Annotated in this window: 15 protein-coding genes; 8 read left to right on the forward strand and 7 right to left on the reverse strand. The window is 70.0% G+C overall.

Going from position 1 to position 18612, the window contains the following annotated elements:
- Window positions 1-6 precede the first annotated feature (6 nt).
- Window positions 7-861 carry an RDD family protein gene (locus AB4Y74_RS03490; RefSeq protein WP_441797727.1) on the reverse strand — a complete coding sequence of 285 codons (855 nt, stop codon included), beginning with the start codon at window positions 859-861 and terminating at the stop codon, window positions 7-9.
- Window positions 862-878: 17 nt separating this feature from the next.
- Here AB4Y74_RS03490 and AB4Y74_RS03495 point away from each other — a divergent pair, with 17 nt between their 5' ends.
- Window positions 879-1874, forward strand: a complete 996-nt coding sequence (locus tag AB4Y74_RS03495; RefSeq protein ID WP_441797728.1) for a stage II sporulation protein M — start codon at window positions 879-881, stop codon at window positions 1872-1874.
- Between the two features lie 19 nt (window positions 1875-1893).
- Here the strand turns inward: AB4Y74_RS03495 and AB4Y74_RS03500 are convergent, their stop codons facing one another.
- The 5 genes from AB4Y74_RS03500 to AB4Y74_RS03520 are packed head-to-tail and all read right to left on the reverse strand — an operon-like array spanning window position 1894 to window position 7433.
- Window positions 1894-3225 (reverse strand): DUF58 domain-containing protein, encoded by a 1332-nt coding sequence (locus AB4Y74_RS03500; protein ID WP_441797729.1) that lies wholly within the window; start codon window positions 3223-3225, stop codon window positions 1894-1896.
- An 8-nt stretch (window positions 3226-3233) separates the two neighbouring features.
- Entirely contained in the window at window positions 3234-4244 is a 1011-nt protein-coding gene (locus tag AB4Y74_RS03505) for an AAA family ATPase (RefSeq protein WP_441797730.1), read from the reverse strand.
- On the reverse strand, window positions 4241-5536 hold the full coding sequence (locus tag AB4Y74_RS03510; protein WP_441797731.1) for a DUF4350 domain-containing protein: 1296 nt from the start codon (window positions 5534-5536) through the stop codon (window positions 4241-4243). The genes AB4Y74_RS03505 and AB4Y74_RS03510 overlap by 4 nt, the downstream gene beginning before the upstream one ends.
- Window positions 5533-6192: a DUF4129 domain-containing protein gene (locus AB4Y74_RS03515; protein ID WP_441797732.1), complete on the reverse strand. Its 660-nt coding sequence runs from the start codon at window positions 6190-6192 to the stop codon at window positions 5533-5535. The genes AB4Y74_RS03510 and AB4Y74_RS03515 overlap by 4 nt, the downstream gene beginning before the upstream one ends.
- Window positions 6177-7433, reverse strand: a complete 1257-nt coding sequence (locus tag AB4Y74_RS03520; RefSeq protein ID WP_441797733.1) for a hypothetical protein — start codon at window positions 7431-7433, stop codon at window positions 6177-6179. The genes AB4Y74_RS03515 and AB4Y74_RS03520 overlap by 16 nt, the downstream gene beginning before the upstream one ends.
- 183 nt (window positions 7434-7616) lie before the next feature.
- On the opposite strand from AB4Y74_RS03520, the gene mtrA reads away from it, so the two are divergent.
- The 6 genes from mtrA to secA all read left to right on the forward strand — a co-directional run bounded on the left by mtrA (window position 7617) and on the right by secA (window position 16330).
- Window positions 7617-8300, forward strand: coding sequence for an MtrAB system response regulator MtrA (gene mtrA / locus AB4Y74_RS03525; protein ID WP_441797734.1), 684 nt, complete (start codon window positions 7617-7619; stop codon window positions 8298-8300).
- Between the two features lie 15 nt (window positions 8301-8315).
- Complete coding sequence (gene mtrB / locus AB4Y74_RS03530) at window positions 8316-9977, forward strand: MtrAB system histidine kinase MtrB (RefSeq protein WP_441797735.1); 1662 nt, start codon at window positions 8316-8318, stop codon at window positions 9975-9977.
- Complete coding sequence (locus tag AB4Y74_RS03535) at window positions 9974-11683, forward strand: LpqB family beta-propeller domain-containing protein (RefSeq protein ID WP_441797736.1); 1710 nt, start codon at window positions 9974-9976, stop codon at window positions 11681-11683. Before mtrB ends, AB4Y74_RS03535 begins: the two co-directional genes overlap by 4 nt.
- Before the next feature lie 88 nt (window positions 11684-11771).
- On the forward strand, window positions 11772-12650 hold the full coding sequence (locus AB4Y74_RS03540) for a ComF family protein (RefSeq protein WP_441797737.1): 879 nt from the start codon (window positions 11772-11774) through the stop codon (window positions 12648-12650).
- Window positions 12610-13311, forward strand: coding sequence for a ribosome hibernation-promoting factor, HPF/YfiA family (gene hpf / locus AB4Y74_RS03545; protein ID WP_441797738.1), 702 nt, complete (start codon window positions 12610-12612; stop codon window positions 13309-13311). Before AB4Y74_RS03540 ends, hpf begins: the two co-directional genes overlap by 41 nt.
- Window positions 13312-13522: 211 nt before the next feature.
- Complete coding sequence (gene secA, locus AB4Y74_RS03550) at window positions 13523-16330, forward strand: preprotein translocase subunit SecA (RefSeq protein ID WP_441797739.1); 2808 nt, start codon at window positions 13523-13525, stop codon at window positions 16328-16330.
- Between the two features lie 69 nt (window positions 16331-16399).
- Here the strand turns inward: secA and AB4Y74_RS03555 are convergent, their stop codons facing one another.
- Window positions 16400-16882 carry an Rv3235 family protein gene (locus AB4Y74_RS03555; protein WP_441797740.1) on the reverse strand — a complete coding sequence of 161 codons (483 nt, stop codon included), beginning with the start codon at window positions 16880-16882 and terminating at the stop codon, window positions 16400-16402.
- 158 nt (window positions 16883-17040) lie between these two features.
- Between AB4Y74_RS03555 and AB4Y74_RS03560 the strand changes: the two genes are divergently transcribed.
- Complete coding sequence (locus AB4Y74_RS03560; RefSeq protein WP_441797741.1) at window positions 17041-18534, forward strand: sensor histidine kinase; 1494 nt, start codon at window positions 17041-17043, stop codon at window positions 18532-18534.
- Window positions 18535-18612 lie beyond the last annotated feature (78 nt).

Genomic DNA, 18612 nt, shown 5'->3' on the forward strand with positions numbered 1-18612 from the left:
ACGGTGTCATCGGTCAGGGAAGGCGTGCGGCTGCGCCCCGAGCACGGGGTCGAGTCGCTGCAGGCGCTGCTGCTCGATCGCCAACCTGCGGCCGTCGCGCTCGCGGCGGAGCACTGCGACGGCCACCAGGAACGTCTCTGCGTCGACCGGCGGAAGCGGCGAGACGTAGGGTGCGGCCTCCTGGGCGAGCTCGGTGCTGAGCCCCTGACGAGCCGCCGGCGTCAGGTCGGGAGCCTGGCGGACGAACTGCGCGATCCGGCGCGAGAGGCGATCCGGCAGCCGCGCGACGTCGGCCATGGTGGCCCAACCGGCCAACTGCGGAGCGAGGTAGAGCGGCAGCGGCTGGGGCCGGGGAACGCGGACCAGCTGACTGTAGGTGCCCGCCAGCAGGTCGCCGAGCCGCTTCGACCGCGGATTCAGGAGGCCGGTGAGGGCGGCGATCGCGCCGACGGTCATGAAGATCTCCAGCACGCCGACCAGCGCGCGGATGAACGCGTGACGGAACCCGATCGCCCCGCCGTCATCCCGGACGATCCGAGCCCCCACTGCTAGCTTGCCCAGCGAGCGCCCGCGCGAGACGAGCTCGATCGTGGTCGGGAGGACGACCATCCCGAACACCAGGATGAGCACGATCAGCGCCCGCGCGAGGGCTTCGTCGAGGCCGCCGCCGGTGGCGGCGAGCAGCAGGATGCAGCCGAACATCACGAGCATGGAGAGCAGCCAGTCGATGATGGTCCCGGCGGCCCGCAGGATGTAACTGGCCGGCTTCACATCCAGGGCCACGGCCTCGCCGGTGAACACTTCGCCGGTGCCCAACTCATTCGTGGCCTGCGACGCGCTCCCGGCCCCCGCCTGCATCATAGATATCATCTAAGCAGATGGACCTCGACGCCTACACCGCAGCACGCAGCGCCGACTGGGAGGAGCTCTCCCGGCTGGCCGCGAAGCGACGCCTGGACGGCCCGGAGGCCGACCGGTTGATCGACCTCTACCAGTCCGGCGCGGCCGATCTGTCGGCCATCCAGACCAGTGCCGGGTCCACCGCGGTCGGCGACCGGTTGTCGCTCGCGCTGTCCTCCGCGCGTCTGCGCTTCACCGGCGCCGGAGCGAACCTGTTCTCGCAGCTTCCGCGCTTCTTCGTGCTGCAGCTTCCCGCCGCCCTCTACCGGCTGCGCTGGATCGTCCTCGCGGTGGCTGTCGCCACCATCATCATCGCGACCCTATACGCCGTGTGGATCACCGGAAACCCGGATGTTCTCCGCAATCTGGGCGATGATGCCGACCTCCGTCGCTACGTCGAACACGACTTCATCGACTACTACTCCAGCAACCCGGCGTCCTCATTCGCCGGGCAGGTGTGGACGAACAACGCCTGGATCGCGGCCCAGTGCATCGCGTTCGGGATCACCGGCGTCTACGTGCCGTATGTGCTCATCCAGAACGCCATCGGCGTCGGAACCGCGGCGGGGGTCATGTTCGCCTACGGTCGCGGCGACGTCCTGTTCTCGTACATCGTCCCGCACGGCCTGCTGGAGCTCACGAGCGTGTTCGTCGCGGCAGCAGCGGGCCTGCGGATCTTCTGGGCCTGGATCGCGCCGGGCGCGCGCACGCGCGGTCAGGCGCTCGCCGAGGACGGCCGTGCTCTCTTCACGGTCGCCGTCGGCTGCGCGATCTCACTCTTCGTCTCCGGGCTCATCGAGGGTTTCGTCACGCCGTCCGGCCTGCCGGTCTGGGCGAAGATCGGAATCGGCGCTCTCGCACTCGCCGCCTTCCTCGCCTACATGCTCGTGCTGGGCCGCCGCGCCGTACGTGCGGGTGAGACGGGCGACCTCACCGAGTACGAGGCGGGGACGCGGCGCATCGTCGCCGGCTGAGCCCGATGACCGACCGCGGTCAGAGCCTTCCGGTCGCCTTCAAGGCCAGATAGCGGTCGGCGAGTGCGGGCGGTAGGTCCGCCGGCGCGCCCGTCACGACGTCTGCTCCCAGGCGTCGTACCGCGGCAGCGACCCGGCTGACGTCGAGGAGCGACCGCTCGGCCGCGGCCGCTCGGTACACCGCATCCCGGTTGTGCCGCTCCTGCGTCGCCCCCAGGGTGTCCGGGTCGGTCACACTCGCCACGACGACCAGGTGCTTGGCCGTCAGCTGGGGCAGCACGGACAGCAGCCCGCGCGAGGATCCGGGCGACTCGATGGAGGTGAGCAGCACGACGAGCGACCGTTGGGAGGTGATCGAGGCGACCTGCGCCGGGACGGCCGACCAGTCCAGCTCGATCAGCGCCGGCTCGATCCCCGCCATCGCATCCACCATGCGGCTGAGCAGCTCGGGGCCGCTCGCGCCCTGCACCCGCCCCCGCACAACGCGGTCGAACGCGATGAGGTCGACGCGGTCACCGGCCCGGGTGGCGAGCGCCGCAAGAAGCAGCGCCGACTCGAATGCGGTGTCGATGCGGGGCTCGTCCGCGACCCGGGCAGCGGAGGTTCGGGCCGAGTCGATGAGGATCACCACGCGGCGGTCCCGCTCCGGCCGCCAGGTCCGCACCATGACGCGGGCGCCGTGTCCACTCGTCGGGTCGTGCCGCCGCGCCGTCGCCCGCCAGTCGATGGACCGGACGTCGTCTCCCCGCACGTACTCGCGCAGCGAGTCGAACTCGGTGCCCTGACCGCGCAGAAGGACGGTCGTGCTGCCCTCGAGCTCGCGGAGCCGCGCCAACCGGGAGGGCAGGTGCTTGCGCGCCGTGAACGGCGGAAGCACCCGGATCCGGCCCGGCGCCTCCAGGGTGGCCTGCCGTGCCCACAGGTGCAGCGGCCCCCACGACCGTACGGTGACGGCGTGGACGCGGCGCTCGCCGCGCCGCCACGGGCGCAGCGAGGCCACCAGCCGACGGCGTTCTCCGGCGGGGATGGCCACGCGGGTGCGCGTCGGCTCAGCCCCGGCCGACGGCTCCCAGGCGTCGCGGACCGTGCCGCGCAGCGTCCGCGGCCCGCTGTTCGTCACGTACAGTTCCGAGGCCGCCTCGGCACCCAGACGGACGCGCGCCGGGATGCTGCGCTCGAGCACCACCGACCGCGGCGAGGCGGCCAGCACGAGGTCGATCAGGCCGAGCACGACGCAGAGGACGAGCCAGCTGGCCAGCGCGGCGTAGGCCAGGGCCTCGCGCCCACCGAGCAGTACGACGGGAATGACGCCGAGCGCGAGCAGGGCGACGAAACGTCCGGATACGGTCACGGGGGCGCCTAGATCGGAACCTGGACCTGCTGCATGATCGACTGCAGGATCGCGTCCGCCCCCACGCCCTCCAATTCCGCCTCCGGACGGAGTTGGATGCGGTGGCGCCACACCGGAAGCAGCATCGCCTGCACATGGTCGGGCGTGATCGAGTCGTAGCCGGAGAGCCAGGCCCACGCCTTCGAGGCCGCCAGCAGTGCCGTCGTCCCGCGCGGACTCACGCCAAGCTTGACGGACGGGCTGCGCCGGGTCGCCCGGGCCAGGTCGACGATGTACGCGAGCACATCCGCGTTCGCCCCGACTCCGGCCGCCGATGCGCGCGCCGCTGCCAGCCCGTCCGCGTTCAGGACGGGCGTCACTCCCGCCGCAGTCAGGTCGCGTGGGTTGAAGCCCGCCGCGTGGCGTCGCAGCACCTCGACCTCTGTGTCGCGCTCCGGCACGTCCAGCGTCAGCTTGAGCAGGAAACGGTCGAGCTGCGCCTCGGGAAGGGCGTACGTGCCCTCGTACTCGATCGGGTTCTGCGTCGCCGCGACGATGAACGGGTCGGGCAGCTGCCGGCTGACACCGTCGACACTGACCTGGCGCTCCTCCATCCCCTCGAGCAGCGCGGACTGCGTCTTCGGGGGCGTGCGGTTGATCTCGTCGGCGAGCAGGATGTTCGTGAACACCGGCCCTTCGCGGAACACGAAGCCGCCCGTCTGCGCGTCGTACACCAGCGAGCCGGTCACGTCGCCGGGCATGAGATCGGGAGTGAACTGGACCCGCTTGGTGTCCAGGTCGAGTGCCTGGCTGAGGGCGCGCACCAGCAGCGTCTTCGCGACGCCGGGCACACCCTCCAGCAGCACATGGCCGCGTGCGAGCAGAGCGATGATGAGCCCGGTGACGGCGCCGTCCTGGCCGACCACCGCCTTGCCGACCTCGGCGCGCACCGCGGCCAGCGAGGCGCGCAGCCGGGTCGCGTCGGCCGGTGAGCCGGGGGAGGGGGCGGGGAACGCGGTTCCCGTCGTGACGTCGGTCATACATCCATTCTTCCGGTCGGGCCCGATGTGGGCGGTGCGGCAGGCGTGACCGCGTCGGAGGCTGCGCGTTCGAGCTCCGCCAGGTCGTCGGACAGGGCGATCAGGTCGCGGTCCGTCGTGGGGATGCGGTCGAGGAGCACGTCGCGCACGCGACCGCGATCCGTCCGGATCAGACTGGCGACCGCGTCCGCCACCTCCTGCACGGTCGCGGCCGACGGGAGTCCGGCGATGGTGGCCAGCCGGCCGACCGCGCCGACGCGCAGGGCATCAGCAGCACGCAGCCGAGCCGACGAACGCTGGTAGAGGCGTGCGCGCCCCTCCCGGGTCTCGCCAGCTCGCACCACCACCGGCAGATTCTCGATCACGAGTGGGCCGAACCGTCGTCCGCGCCAGATCGCGGCGGCGACGAAGACGACGACCAGCAGCAGCATGACGGGGGTGACCCAGCCGGGAGTGAGGGCCGCGATGTCCGGAGGGCCGGTCACCGCACGGTCGCCCACCGACGGCAGGTACCAGACCAGCGTCCGATGGGCGCCGAGCACGTTGAGTGCGAGCGCGGCATTGCCCAGGCGGTCGACTCCGTCGTTGGTGAGGACCGCCGCGGACCCCAGGAGGTACAGCGTCGAGTCGTCGAAGGTGGTCCGGACGAGCGACGCACGCCCACCCGCGTCGGTGAAGCACGCCACGCCGTCGCCCGTGACGCGGAACGTGCCCGGAAGGACCACGTCCTTCGTGTTCGGCGTGCTGCGCGGGTCGATGCGCTCCGCCCGCTCGGCGGCAGGGACATCGCACCCGGACGGTACGGGCCCGCGGGGCGATCCCGCGGCGCTCACCTCGGGTGCGATGGTCTTCAGCACGGCGAAGCCCGGTTCGACGACGACCAGCGTGCGACCGTCGCCGGCCAGGCTGCGGTAGCCGGAGGCGGGGAGATTGCGCTCGGGGTCGTAAATGAGGACGGTCGCGTCGTCGGCGGCCGCGGCGCGGGCGGCGTCCAGCGTCGTGACCGGCCGGACGTCCACCCCCTGCGCGCGCAGAACCTGCGCGACCGCCTTCGTCCCCGCAGGTGCGGCATTGGCGGGGTCGAGCGGGATGCCCGCCCCGGTCCGTCCTCCGGTCACGAGGATGCCGAACAGCGCGATGAGCACGGCGATGACGGCGAGCACGATCCAGGGGACTGCTCGCCGCGCGGTCTGGCGCACCGTGGGGGAGACCGCGCGCGCCGCGTCCGGTGCCGTGTCCGGTGCCGTGCCCGGTGCCGTCTGTCGCTCGCGGACGGGCGCCGGCGCGGTCATCGGGCGACCGCCGGCGCGGCGATCCGGACCCGCTGAAGTCGCTGGTCGAGCGCGACGAGCTGCTGGAAAGCCGACTCCGTTCCGGGGCGGTCGAGGTAGCGGACCTCGTCGAAGGAGCGGGCCGCCCCACCGAGCGCCTCACGCTCGTCGGGGACCACGAGAGCCGCGCGCTGGGCGAACTCGGTCGCCGTCGTGCCGGGCGTCACCCGCACGAGCGTCCGTTCATCGAGGGCGACCGCGATTGCCCGGAACTGCTCCTCGACCGCGAGCACCCAGTCGCCGGCGCGAGCGGCCCGCTCGGCGGAGGCGCGCAGGTCCGCAGCGGTCCGTAGCTCGTCCGCCCCGAACAGGGACCGCCCCTCAAGAGCCGAGCGGCGATTGAGGCGCGGACGGCCGAAGACGAAGAAAGCGGTCACGATCAGGCCGGCGATCACGAGGACCACGACGAGGAGCAGCACCGGTCCGGCATTGCCGCCGGGCCCCTGGAACAGCGAGGCCAGCCAGTCCTGCACAGCCTTCGAGGCGAGGTCGAACCAGGTCGGCTTGGCCGACTGGTACTCGGGGCGCGCGAGTTCGCCGCGCAGCCACTCCTGCGCCTCCGGCGAGCTCGGGTCGACCGGGATGTCGAGGCGGATCACGATCAGCCGGCGGGCCACCCGGCCGCTGGGGCGGGAGGCTGCGGCGACTGCGGGGGCTGCGGGGACTGCTGCGGCTGCGGCTGCGACGCGGGCGGAAGGTACGGATCAGGCAGGTCCTGACCCGCCTGGCGTCCCTCGACGAACCGGACCAGTTCGAGGTCCAGTCCTTCCTTGCGCATGCGCAGGTCGATGTACAGGAGGGACACGGCGGCGGTCTGGATGACACTGCCGATCGCTCCGACGATCGCCGTGATGATGCTGGCCAGGATGTTGACGCTCAGCTGAGTGACCAGGAGCTGCGACATGGAGTCGGTGGAACTGGCCGAAGTGGGGGCGAACACTCCGCCGAGTAGGCCGCCGAGGATGCCGAAGGGGATGCTGATCGTCTGCGTGATCGCGTACACGATGACCCCGACGAGCGCGATGATGCCGAACGTGCGCCAGAAGTAGCCGCTGGTCAGTCGCCACGACCGTACGACGGCTGAGGTGAGCGGCAGCCGCTCCAAGACGATCGCGCTCGGGACCATCGAGAGCTTGGTATTGATCCAGACGGCGAGCGGGATGAGGGCGAGGCCCCCGACGACTCCCGCCAGCACGGCGCCGATGGTCCCAGCCGTACCGCCGAGCATGGCCAGCGCGACGACGACCGCCGCGACGAGCGCGAGGGTGACGATCCAGGCGAGGGCGAAGAGCAGCGTCCAGCCGATGAGCGCGCCGAGCCGGCCGCGCACCAGCCGCCACAGGGTGCGGAAGGTCAGCTTCTCGCCGAGCGTCTCGCGTGCGACCTCACCGACGATCACGCCCTGCAGAAGGGCGCTGAACACGGTCGTGATCACCAGCGACAGCACGCCGAGCACGATCGTCCCGCCGATCAGGCCGGCGCGCAGGGCCGGTTGATCGTCCGCCTCGCCCGAGATGGCGCGGCCCACCAGCAGGGCGATGGCACCCGCGACGAGCACGCTGACGACGATCGAGGGGATGCCCTGCAGCAGGAGCGCCGCGCCGACGGTGATGCGCGGGTTGCGCCGGAGCGCCTGGAACGGTGCTGCCAGCAGGGGGCCGAGGGTCAGTGGGCGCAAGGGGATGAGACCCGGCTTCGGCGGCGGCGTCCATCCCGGCTGTCCCCAGGCGGGCTGCTGGCCGTACGGCGGCTGCTGCCAGCCGGGCGGCTGCTGCCAGCCGGGCTGCTGCTGCCCGCCGTCCGGCCCGGAAGCACCACCCTGCGAGCCAGGCGCCTGCCAATTCTGTTCGTCGGTCACGCCGTGCCCTTCCGTCCCCGCGCGTCGTGCGTTGGTCCCATGCTGGCACATCGGCCGCGCGCGCGATGTCCCATCCACAGGGCACATAAGGCTTTCATTCAAGCCGGTAGCAGCCTGCTCCATTACGCTGGTCATGTTGTGCGCGGCAAAGGCTGCGCGAGAGGGGTTCGGGGAACGTCCGACATGACTAGTCGCATCCTGGTGGTCGACGACGACACCGCCCTTGCGGAGATGATCGGCATCGTGCTGCGCACGGAGGGTTTCGACCCGGTCTTCTGCGAAGACGGCAACCTCGCCGTCGACAGCTTCCGGTCCGCCAAACCGGACCTCGTCCTGCTCGACCTGATGCTCCCGGGCATCGACGGAATCGAGGTCTGCGCCCGCATCCGCGCGGAGTCCGGCACGCCGATCATCATGCTCACGGCCAAATCCGACACCGCCGATGTCGTCAAAGGCCTGGAGTCCGGCGCCGACGACTACATGGTCAAGCCGTTCAATCCGAAAGAGCTCGTCGCGCGCATCCGCACGCGACTGCGTCCGTCTCCCGCGGCGCCGCCCACCGACGAGCTGTCCGTCGGCGACCTCGTCGTCGACGTCGCCGGGCACGAGGTCCGGCGCGGCGAGACCCGCATCGCCCTGACTCCGCTCGAGTTCGACCTCCTGCTCGCCCTCGCCTCCAAGCCGCAGCAGGTGTTCACCCGCGAGATGCTCCTGGAGCAGGTCTGGGGCTACCACTACAAGGCCGACACCCGCCTGGTGAACGTGCACGTGCAGCGTCTGCGCGCCAAGGTGGAGCAGGACCCGGACAACCCGAAGATCGTCATGACCGTGCGTGGTGTCGGCTACCGCGCCGGCGCCGCAGGCTAGCGGTCGGAGGACCGGATGCCCTGGTGGCCGACGCGGGACTGGTGGCGGCAGGCGCCGTCCCGTCTGGCGCGCGTGTGGCGCACCTCGCTGCAGGTCCGCACCGTCGCGATCACCCTCCTCCTGACCGGTGTCGCCATCCTCGTCACCGGCGTCTACATGGCGCTCAGCATCAGCAACGACCTCTACCAGTCGCGGCTCGACCAGGCCCTGCGCGACTCCAGCCGCGCCACGACCACCGCGCAGTCCACTCTCAACGCCTCCGACGTCTCATCCGGGGATGCGGGCAAGAACCTGCTCAACACCGTGCTGCAGAGCGTGCAGGCGTCGACCTCGAGCCGGCTGGTCGCCGCGTACCGCGTCCCCGGTCAGGACACCGGCGTCCTGGCGCCTCCGGACCGCGGAAGCCCGGCGATGAACTCCGTCATCTCGCCCGAGCTGCGTGAGAAGGTACAGAACGGCGGGACCAAGCAGTACTACCAGTCGGTCTCCCTGCCGGCGGTGGGCGGCGACACGGACCCGGGAATCGTCGTCGGATCGCAGCTGACGCTGCCGTCGTACGGCAAGTACGAGCTGTACATCGGCTACAACCTGCGCGACTCGGAGAACACCCTCCTCTTCGTCCAGAACACCCTGCTGCTCGCCGGCCTCGCGCTGATCCTGCTGATCGGAGCCATCACGTGGGTCATCGTGCGATTCGTGGTGGAGCCCATCCGCGTCGCCGCGCGCACCAGTGAACGCCTCGCCGCGGGGGATCTCGCGGTGCGCATCCCGGAGCGCGGTGAAGACGTCTTCGCCACCCTTGCGCGCTCGTTCAACGGGATGGCGGACAGCATGCAGAGCCAGATCAATCAGCTGGCGACCCTCTCGCAGCTGCAGCAGCGGTTCGTCTCCGACGTGTCGCACGAGTTGCGGACACCACTCACCACCATCCGGCTGGCCGGAGACGTCATCTACGACCAGCGGCAGGGCTTCCAGCCCGCGACGGCGCGCACGGCAGAGCTTCTGCACACCCAGATCGAGCGCTTCGACCGTCTGCTCTCCGACCTTCTGGAGATCAGCCGGTACGACGCCGGATCGGTCGTGCTGGACGCCGAGCCCACGAACCTCGTCCGTCTGGCGGAGGAATGCGTCGACGAACTGCGCACCCTCTCCGAGCAGAACGGCTCGGAGCTGGTGCTGGACGCGCCCGGCGGCTACTTCGACGTGCCCATGGACCCCCGGCGCATCCGGCGCGTGGTCCGCAACCTCATCGGCAACGCCATAGAGCACGGCGAGGGCCGGCCGGTGGTCGTGACCATCGACAGCAACGAGAGCGCCGTCGCCCTCACGGTCCGCGATTACGGGATCGGGATGAGCGCGCAGGACATGGCCCACGTCTTCGACCGGTTCTGGCGTGCCGACCCGTCGCGCAAGCGGACCCTGGGCGGCACCGGACTCGGTCTCGCCATCTCGTTGGAGGACGCGACCCTGCACTCCGGCTGGCTGCAGGTGTGGTCGGTTCCCGGAGCGGGTTCCTGCTTCCGGCTGACCCTCCCGCGAGCCATCGGCCGGGAGATCACCGGCTCGCCGTTGCCGCTGCCCCCCGTCGACGCGGGGGAGACCATGCCTCACGGGGCAGGGGCAGGGGCCGGGACCGCGGGCTCGGCAGCGCCGACCGGGAACGAGGCGCGCGCATGATCCGACACGGAAAGCGCTCGGTCGTCCGCGCCGCCGCGGCCGTCGTGGCCGCACTCACGCTGGCGGCGCTCGCCGCGTGCGCGAGCATCCCGGACTCCGGACCCGTCCGTCAGGGCGGACCTGTCGCGCAGGTCAACGATCCGCTCGACCTCGACTTCAACCCGTCTCAGCCGGAGAAGGGCGCCAGCCAGCAGAGGATCGTCCAGGGATTCATCGACGCAGCGTCGAGCCCGAAGAACAACTTCCAGATCGCCCGCGAGTACCTGACCCATGCCATGGCCGCCAGCTGGAAGCCGGACGAGTCGGTGACCGTCGACGACGGCCGCAACCGGAGCTACGAAGACCAGGGCTCGCTGTGGCGGGTGGAGGTGACCCCCGTCGCCAACGTCGACGCCGTCGGCACGTACCACCCGGTCGGAAGCACGGCTCCCGTCGGCCTCAACTACCAGCTGGTGCGGGAGAACGGGGAGTGGCGGATCTCGGTCGCCCCGGACGGCGTCGTCATCGACGACCCCACCTTCCGCGCCGTTTACTCGCAGCAGACGCTCTACTTCTACAGCCCCGGTTTCTCAGCCCTGGTTCCTGACGCGCGCTGGTTCCCCGCGCGGGTCGCCTCAGCCGCAACACGTGTCGCCAGTTCGCTGCTCATGGGCCCGGCGCCCTGGTTGAACGGAGCGGTGTCGACAGCCTTCCCCAAAGGCACTCAGCTCGCGGTCCCTTCGGTGACCACCGTGGGCGGAGTGGCCCGAGTGGACCTCAGCTCGGAGGCGGCGCAGGCCGATCCGACGCAGTTGCAGCGGATGCAGTACCAGCTCGAGCAGTCGCTCGGCACTCTCGCGCAGAGCGTCCAGCTGTCGATCGAAGGCAACGTGCAGCAGGTGCCGTCGCTGAGCGCGGCTGCCACACCCGTCCGGAATCCGTCGGTCGACTCCCACTCGTTCGTCTACCGTGGCGATGTCTTCGGCCCGCTGAACGGCGACACGGTGACCGGACTCAGCGGACTCAGCGACAAAGTCGTTGCGCTCCATCCGACGGCGATCACTCTGAGCGCGTCCCGCGACCAGGCGGCAGTGCTCTCCCAGGCGGGCGTCTATTCGGTTCGGAAGAGCGCGGACGCCGTCCGCGTGGATGGACGAGCCGGCCTGATCGGCCCGTCGCTGGATGTCGACGGCTGGGTGTGGAGCGTACCCGCCGCAGCTCCCGGGGCGATTCAGGTGGCGGCGGCGAACGGCGGCGATGCCCATGCGGTGGCCGCGAACTGGCCTAATGCGACCACGATCCTCTCGCTGTCGGTCTCACGGGACGGCACGCGGATCGCCGCGCTCCTCCGCACGACGACCGGCTACTCGCTGATGGCCGCCGGGATCGTCCGTGCAGCGAACGGGACGCCGAACTCCCTCACGGATCCGATCGAACTCGCCGTGCCCGCGTCTGCGCCGCGCTCGGCCGCCTGGACGAGCGATCTCACGATCGCTGTGCTGAGCACCACCAGCGGCGAAGCGACGAGCATCGCGCAGCAGACGGTGGGCGGTGTGCAGACGACCACGTCCGGCCCCGCCGGTGGTCGGACGATCGTGGGGGCGGCGGGCCTGGCGCCCTACGTCGTCCTCAGCGAGGACGGCACGCTGCTGGCGCCGACCGGCACCGGATGGCAGGCCCAACTCGACAAGGTCGGAGCCGTCGCGGTGCAGCAGGGTCAGCCCTAGCACTCTCCACAGTCGGAACCCCGGGGGAGTTCTCCACCGATTCCGCGACGGCCGTCCGCGCGGGTTTCCCGTCCGCGAGGCTCGAACCATGACAGCACACACCCTGGTTCGTGAATCCCTGCTCGACGCGGCCGCGATCGTCCTGCCGGTCCGGTGCGCGGGCTGTGGTCGCCCCGATCGCACGCTGTGCGACGAATGCGCGGAGGCGCTCCGGCCGGCCGCGCGGGTCGAGGCGGTCGACGGTATCCCGGTCTGGTCGGCCCTGAGCTACGAGGGCGTCACGCGTCGGGTGCTCCTCGCGTACAAAGACGGCGGGCGGGTGGATGTCGCGCGCACCCTCGCTCGTGCGTTGGCGTGTGCCGTCGCCGAGGCGCAACGCGGCAGCGACCGGGGCGGGGCGCGCGGTGAGGGGACGGGGGCGGCGCTTCTGCCGGTGCTCATCCCGTCCACCCGGGCCGCCTGGCGACGGAGGGGCTACCACCCCACACGTTCGGTGCTCGCCCGAGCACACATTCTCGTGCCACCGCTGTGGCGGGCGCTCCGGCTGTCGCGTCAGACGGCCGACCAGGCGGGGCTGTCGGCGAGCGAGCGCGCGGGCAACCGCGAGGGCAGCTTCGTCGCGTCACCGCGGCTCGCGGGAAGGGAATGCCTGATCGTCGATGACATCGTGACGTCGGGGGCGACGATCGTCGAAGCCGCTCGCGCCATCCGGTCGGCCGGCGGTGCAGTCGCCGGAGCAGCGTCGATCGCCCGGACGCCGCTCCGGGGTTCCGGCAATACTCAGCGAGTGTCCAGCAGACCTGCCGGAAATGCCATCTGTTTTCCGGTATCGGAACCGGAGCGGGCGCACTACGGTGGTCCAAAAGGCGCGAGCGATCCGCCCTTCCTCAACCGGGCGGACCGCACGCCGGAACAGGGAGGTCTCCATGGACGTCAACATCATCGGACGCAACCTGGGCATTACTGATCGATTCCGGGAGTACGCCACCGAGAAATCGGACAAGGTCGCACACCTGGCCGAGCGAGCCATCTCGTTCGAGATCAAGGTCAGTCGCCACAACGAGAAGCTCGGCAGCCAGAATGGCGACGATCGAGTCGAGCTGACTCTCGTGGGGCCCAAGGCCGTGGTGAGATCCGAGGCGACGGGGCAGGACAAGTACGCAGCCTTCGATATCGCCCTCGGGAAGCTGCTGGAGCGTGTGCGTCGCGCGAAGGACCGTCGGAAGGTCCACCGCGGGCAGCACCGGCCGACCTCCCTGCGGGAGGCGAGTACCGACGGTTTCAGCGCTGTCGGACTCGCTGCGGCGCCTGTCGCCGTGCTCGACCAGGTCCGCACCGGCTCCACCCCGGTCGTATCCGATGAGACGGAGGAGTCCGCGGAGACGGACGAGGAGTACTCGCCCGTCGTCATCCGCAAGAAGGTCTTCGCCTCCGTACCGATGACCGTCGACGACGCGCTCTATTACATGGAGCTCGTCGGCCACGACTTCTACCTGTTCGTCGACCAGGAGTCGCAGCGCCCGAGCGTCGTCTACCGCCGCAAGGGCTGGGACTACGGCGTCATCTCCCTCGACGACGACGCCGACGAGCTGCAGGAGGTCGCCACCGCGGCGCGCAAGCTCGGCTGACCGCGCCCGCGACGGCGCTCGCGCGAGCGCCGATGGCGGCCGCCCAGGCGGCGGTCGCCATCGGCTGTTCTCCAGGCGCCTCTCAGGCAGGACAGTCCGAACGTGGGGGCTGAGCAAGTAGCATGTCCGTAGCGTCGACGGAGTCTGCCGTGGCGCGCGCCCATCGGGGCGCCGGGCCGTCGGTCCGAACGAGCAAAAGTGGAGTGCATCAGTGGCCTCAGTTCTTGAAAAGGTCCTCCGTGTCGGCGAGGGCCGGACCCTCCGTCGACTGGAGGCGTACGCGAAAGCCGTCAACGCCCTCGAAGACGACTTCAGCGAACTCACCGACGAGGAACTCGCGCACGAGACCGTCGAGCTGCGCGAGCGCTACGGCAACGGCGAGTCGCTCGACGACCTCCTCCCGGAGGCGTTCGCCGCGGTCCGCGAGGCGGCCAAGCGGACCCTCGGCATGCGTCACTTCGACGTGCAGATCATGGGTGGCGCCGCGCTGCACCTCGGCAACATCGCCGAGATGAAGACCGGTGAGGGCAAGACCCTCGTCGCGACCACGGCCGCCTACCTCAACGCCATCGCGAGCCGCGGCGTCCACGTCATCACGGTCAACGACTATCTGGCGAGCTACCAGTCCGAGCTCATGGGCCGCGTCTTCCGCGCTCTCGGCATGTCGACGGGCGTGATCCTCAGCGGACAGACCCCGGAAGAGCGTCGCGAGCAGTACGCCGCCGACATCACCTACGGCACCAACAACGAGTTCGGTTTCGACTACCTGCGCGACAACATGGCATGGCAGGCGAGCGACATGGTCCAGCGCGGCCACTTCTTCGCCATCGTCGACGAGGTCGACTCGATCCTCATCGACGAAGCGCGCACCCCGCTGATCATCTCGGGTCCGTCGTCCGGCGAAGCGAACCGCTGGTTCAACGAGTTCGCGAGCCTGGCGAAGCGCCTCACCCCCGAGGTCGACTACGAGGTCGATGAGAAGAAGCGCACGGTCGGCGTCCTCGAGCCCGGTATCGAGAAGGTCGAAGACTACCTCGGCATCGACAACCTCTACGAGTCGGCGAACACGCCGCTCATCTCGTTCCTCAACAACGCCATCAAGGCGAACGCCCTGTTCAAGCGCGACAAGGACTACGTCGTCATGAACGGTGAGGTGCTCATCGTCGACGAGCACACCGGCCGCATCCTGGTCGGCCGTCGGTACAACGAGGGCATCCACCAGGCGATCGAGGCCAAGGAGGGTGTCGAGGTCAAGGCCGAGAACCAGACCCTGGCCACGGTCACGCTGCAGAACTACTTCCGCCTCTACAAGAAGCTCTCCGGCATGACCGGTACGGCCGAGACGGAGGCCGCCGAGTTCATGAGTACCTACAAGCTCGGTGTGGTCCCGATCCCCACGAATAAGCCGATGCAGCGCCTCGACCAGGCCGACCTCGTCTACAAGAACGAGAAGTCGAAGTTCGATCAGGTCGTCGAAGACATCGCGAAGCGCCACGAGAAGGGCCAGCCGGTGCTGGTCGGAACGACCTCCGTCGAGAAGAGCGAATACCTCTCTCGGCTGCTCGCCAAGAAGGGCGTCCGCCACGAGGTCCTGAACGCGAAGAACCACGCCCGCGAGGCCGCCATCGTCGCACAGGCGGGCCGGCTCGGCGCGGTCACCGTCGCTACGAACATGGCCGGTCGCGGTACCGACATCATGCTCGGCGGCAACTCCGAGTTCATCGCGGTCGCTGAGATGAACGCGCGCGGCCTGTCCCCGGTCGAGACGCCGGACGAGTACGAGGCCGCCTGGGAAGAGGTCTTCGAGAACGTCAAGGCTCAGGTCGCGGAAGAGGCTGAGAAGGTCGTCGCGGCGGGCGGGCTGTACGTGCTCGGCACCGAGCGTCACGAGTCCCGCCGTATCGACAACCAGCTCCGCGGTCGGTCCGGCCGTCAGGGCGACCCCGGCGAGAGCCGGTTCTACCTCTCGCTGACGGACGACCTGATGCGCCTGTTCAACGCCGGCGCGGCCGAGAGCCTGATGGGCCGCGCGAGCGTCCCTGACGATATGGCGATCGAGTCGAAGGTCGTCAGCCGCGCCATCCGGAGCGCGCAGTCGCAGGTCGAGGCGCGCAACGCCGAGATCCGCAAGAACGTCCTCAAGTACGATGACGTCCTCAACCGCCAGCGCGAGGCGATCTACAGCGACCGACGCCACATCCTCGAGGGCGACGACCTGCACGAGCGCGTGCAGCAGTTCCTGACGGACGTGCTGGACGACATCCTCGACCAGCACACCGGCGAGGGCAGCGGAGACGACTGGGACTTCGACGCGCTCTGGGCCGAGCTCAAGACGCTGTACCCGGTCGGCGTGAGCATCGACGAGGTCATCTCCGAGGCCGGCAACAAGGGCAAGATCAACCGCGAGTTCATGCGTCGCGAGATCATGTCCGACGCCCGCATCGCCTACCAGCGACGCGAAGAGTCGCTCGGGGCCCCCGCCATGCGCGAGCTCGAGCGCCGCGTCGTGCTCTCGGTGATCGACCGCCGCTGGCGCGACCACCTGTACGAGATGGACTACCTGAAGGACGGCATCGGCCTGCGTGCCATGGCGCAGCGCGACCCGCTGGTCGAGTACCAGCGCGAGGGCTTCGCGATGTTCCAGCAGATGATGGGCGCCATCCGCGAGGAGACCATCGGCTTCCTGTTCAACCTGGAGGTCGAGGTGAACCAGGCTCCCGGCGAGGTGGAAGCCCCCGCAGTCGCCGCCAAGGGTCTCGCGCGCGGCGAAGGGGACGAGCGGCTCAGCTACTCCGCGCCCGCCGAGCAAGGCGGTGTCGAGGTCCGCGACCAGCGCGGCCAGATCGAGCAGGCCGCGACTGCGCGGGCGCAGCGCGCCGCCCAGCAGCAGGCCGCACCGGCGGCCCCGCCGGCGCAGGGCGCGGCCCAGCGCGGAGCCTTCGGTCAGCGCGTGGACGCCTCCGACGAGGAGGCTCCCGTGAACCGTGCAGAGCGCCGCGCTCAGGCCAAGAAGCGCTGACTCGCCTCTACCGGCAGACATGACGAACGGCGGCCCCGGAAGGGGCCGCCGTTCGTCGTCCGGCGTGCGTCAGAGCACGTTGATCGCGGTCGCGCGCCAACGCGCGCGGTGACGTTCCAGCCGGATCGCCACCGCGCGCGAGCGGGCCGGCTGATGCACCAGCACGACCGCCTCCACCACGCCCTCCGCGGGGAATGCGAGCCGTGGGTCCCCGATGCTCATGCGCGGGCGAAGCGGGTCGTCCGCGGCCACAGCGCGCGCCCGGACGGCGAGCATGGTGCGGCGGAGGAGGTGCACGTACACCGAGTCGCTCACCCAGCGCCCGATCTGGTCGAGCGGCCGTGCCCCCGCCAGGATCTCGATCACGCAGCGGGCGAGGTTGGCGCAGAGGGTCGCAGGGTCCGGGTTGCGCGCTTCGGCGATGGGTGCGACCGTGTCGGTCCCGTCCGAGGCGACAATGGCCGCTCGGCCGCTGGGCCACCGCCAGGGTTGCGGGAGCACAGCCGATCGGCTCGCGGTCAGCGTCGCGGGGGCGAGGGCGGAGTGGTGCATGGATCTCCCTGGTGAGGTGTGTCGGTGGTCTGTGTTGAAATAGACCTGTGATATGTACGATTCCTCACTCAAGCAGGCTGCCACCACTCGGTCCAGGGCATATAAGCCTTGTGGATAACTCACGTGATTGCTCGGGAGCCGCCGTTTAGGATGGGGTGGTGTCCACGCTCAGCGATCTCATCCATGCTCACGGCCGCTCCTCGGAAGAGGACGTGGAATGGCTGCACGGGTTGGTGGGGGACTGGCAGCTGCTGGCCGACCTCGCGTTCGCCGACATCGTGCTGTGGATCCCGACGGCCGATGACGACTACGTCGCCGTGGCGCACGCCCGTCCGTCGTCGGCGGCGACCCTGTTCTACCGCGACTTCGTCGGCCAGCGGATCAAGCCGGAATGGCGCCAGCAGGTCACCGACGCCTACCGGTCGAAGCAGATCATCGATACGTCCGCTCCGGACTGGTACGAGGAGACGCCCACCCGCGTCCGCGCCGTCCCGGTGATCCGGAGACTCTCCATCCACTCGCCCGAGACGGCAGACGAGCCGGTGGCGGTGATCACACGGCACACCAACCTCAGCGAGACGCGCACTCCCAGCCGCCAGGAGCTCACCTTCAACGAGTGTGCGAACGACCTCTTCAACATGATCGCCACCGGCGACTTTCCCGACCTCGGCGCGCCGGCGGCGCCGCGACGCGGCGCCCCGCGCGCGGCGGACGGCCTGATCCGGCTCGACGTCGACGGCACGACGACGTTCGCCAGTCCGAACGCGCTCAGTGCGTTCAACCGCATGGGGTTCACCGGCGAGCTCGAGGGCGAATCACTCGCCGCCGTGACGACGGGCTTGCTCGCCGGCACCATTGCGACCGATGAGTCCCTCCCGCTCGTCGTCACGGGCCGCGCGCCGTGGCGCACCGACATCGAGGCGCGCGGCGTCACGGTGTCGCTGCGCGCCATCCCGATCCGCAACAGAGGTCAGCGGGTGGGCGCAATCGTCCTCTGCCGTGACGTCTCCGAGCAGCGGCACCAGGAGCGCGAGCTCATCACCAAAGACGCCACGATCCGCGAGATCCACCACCGTGTGAAGAACAACCTCCAGACGGTTGCCTCGCTGCTTCGCATCCAGGCCCGCCGCACCCACTCGGAAGAGGCCCGCGAGGCCCTCAGCCAGGCCATGCGGCGCGTGGCCGCCATCGCGGTCGTTCACGACACTCTGTCGACGGGGCTGGCGCAGATCGTGGACTTCGACGACGTGTTCGACCGCGTCCTGCTCCTGGTGGCTGAGGTCGCGGCGAGCCACACGACGACGGTTCACCCGAAGAAGACGGGCACCTTCGGATCGCTGCCCTCGGAGTTCGCCACCCCGCTCGCGCTCGCACTCACCGAGCTCGTCACCAACGCGGTCGAGCACGGACTCGCAGGACGTGAGGGCCAGGTCGAGATCATCGCCAAGCGCTCGGAGGAGTCGCTCACGGTCAAGGTCGTCGACAACGGGTCCGGTCTCCCCGAAGGCAAGGTCGGCTCCGGCCTGGGCACCCAGATCGTCCGGACCCTGATCCAGGGTGAGTTGGGCGGCGCGATCGACTGGCACACTCTGATGGGCCAGGGCACCGAGGTCACGATCGAGGTCCCGTTGCGGTACCTCACCAAGATCTGATCCCCGCCTCAGCCGGCACGAAGAAGCCGAGGGGCGCTCGGTGCTAGGTGAATGAGCGCCGCCTCGGCTGTGTCGCGG

The organism is Leifsonia sp. RAF41 (genome assembly GCF_052114085.1).
Taxonomy (GTDB): domain Bacteria; phylum Actinomycetota; class Actinomycetes; order Actinomycetales; family Microbacteriaceae; genus Leifsonia.

Excerpts from the sequence above, each read along its gene's own strand:
- AB4Y74_RS03535 (WP_441797736.1), top strand. The coding sequence starts at position 9,974 with ATGATCCGACACGGAAAGCGCTCGGTCGTCCGCGCCGCCGCGGCCGTC.
- mtrB (WP_441797735.1), top strand. The coding sequence starts at position 8,316 with ATGCCCTGGTGGCCGACGCGGGACTGGTGGCGGCAGGCGCCGTCCCGT.
- hpf (WP_441797738.1), top strand. The coding sequence starts at position 12,610 with ATGGACGTCAACATCATCGGACGCAACCTGGGCATTACTGATCGATTC.
- AB4Y74_RS03505 (WP_441797730.1), bottom strand. The coding sequence starts at position 4,244 with ATGACCGACGTCACGACGGGAACCGCGTTCCCCGCCCCCTCCCCCGGC.
- AB4Y74_RS03555 (WP_441797740.1), bottom strand. The coding sequence starts at position 16,882 with ATGCACCACTCCGCCCTCGCCCCCGCGACGCTGACCGCGAGCCGATCG.
- AB4Y74_RS03490 (WP_441797727.1), bottom strand. The coding sequence starts at position 861 with ATGATGCAGGCGGGGGCCGGGAGCGCGTCGCAGGCCACGAATGAGTTG.
- AB4Y74_RS03510 (WP_441797731.1), bottom strand. The coding sequence starts at position 5,536 with ATGACCGCGCCGGCGCCCGTCCGCGAGCGACAGACGGCACCGGGCACG.
- mtrA (WP_441797734.1), top strand. The coding sequence starts at position 7,617 with ATGACTAGTCGCATCCTGGTGGTCGACGACGACACCGCCCTTGCGGAG.
- AB4Y74_RS03495 (WP_441797728.1), top strand. The coding sequence starts at position 879 with ATGGACCTCGACGCCTACACCGCAGCACGCAGCGCCGACTGGGAGGAG.
- AB4Y74_RS03540 (WP_441797737.1), top strand. The coding sequence starts at position 11,772 with ATGACAGCACACACCCTGGTTCGTGAATCCCTGCTCGACGCGGCCGCG.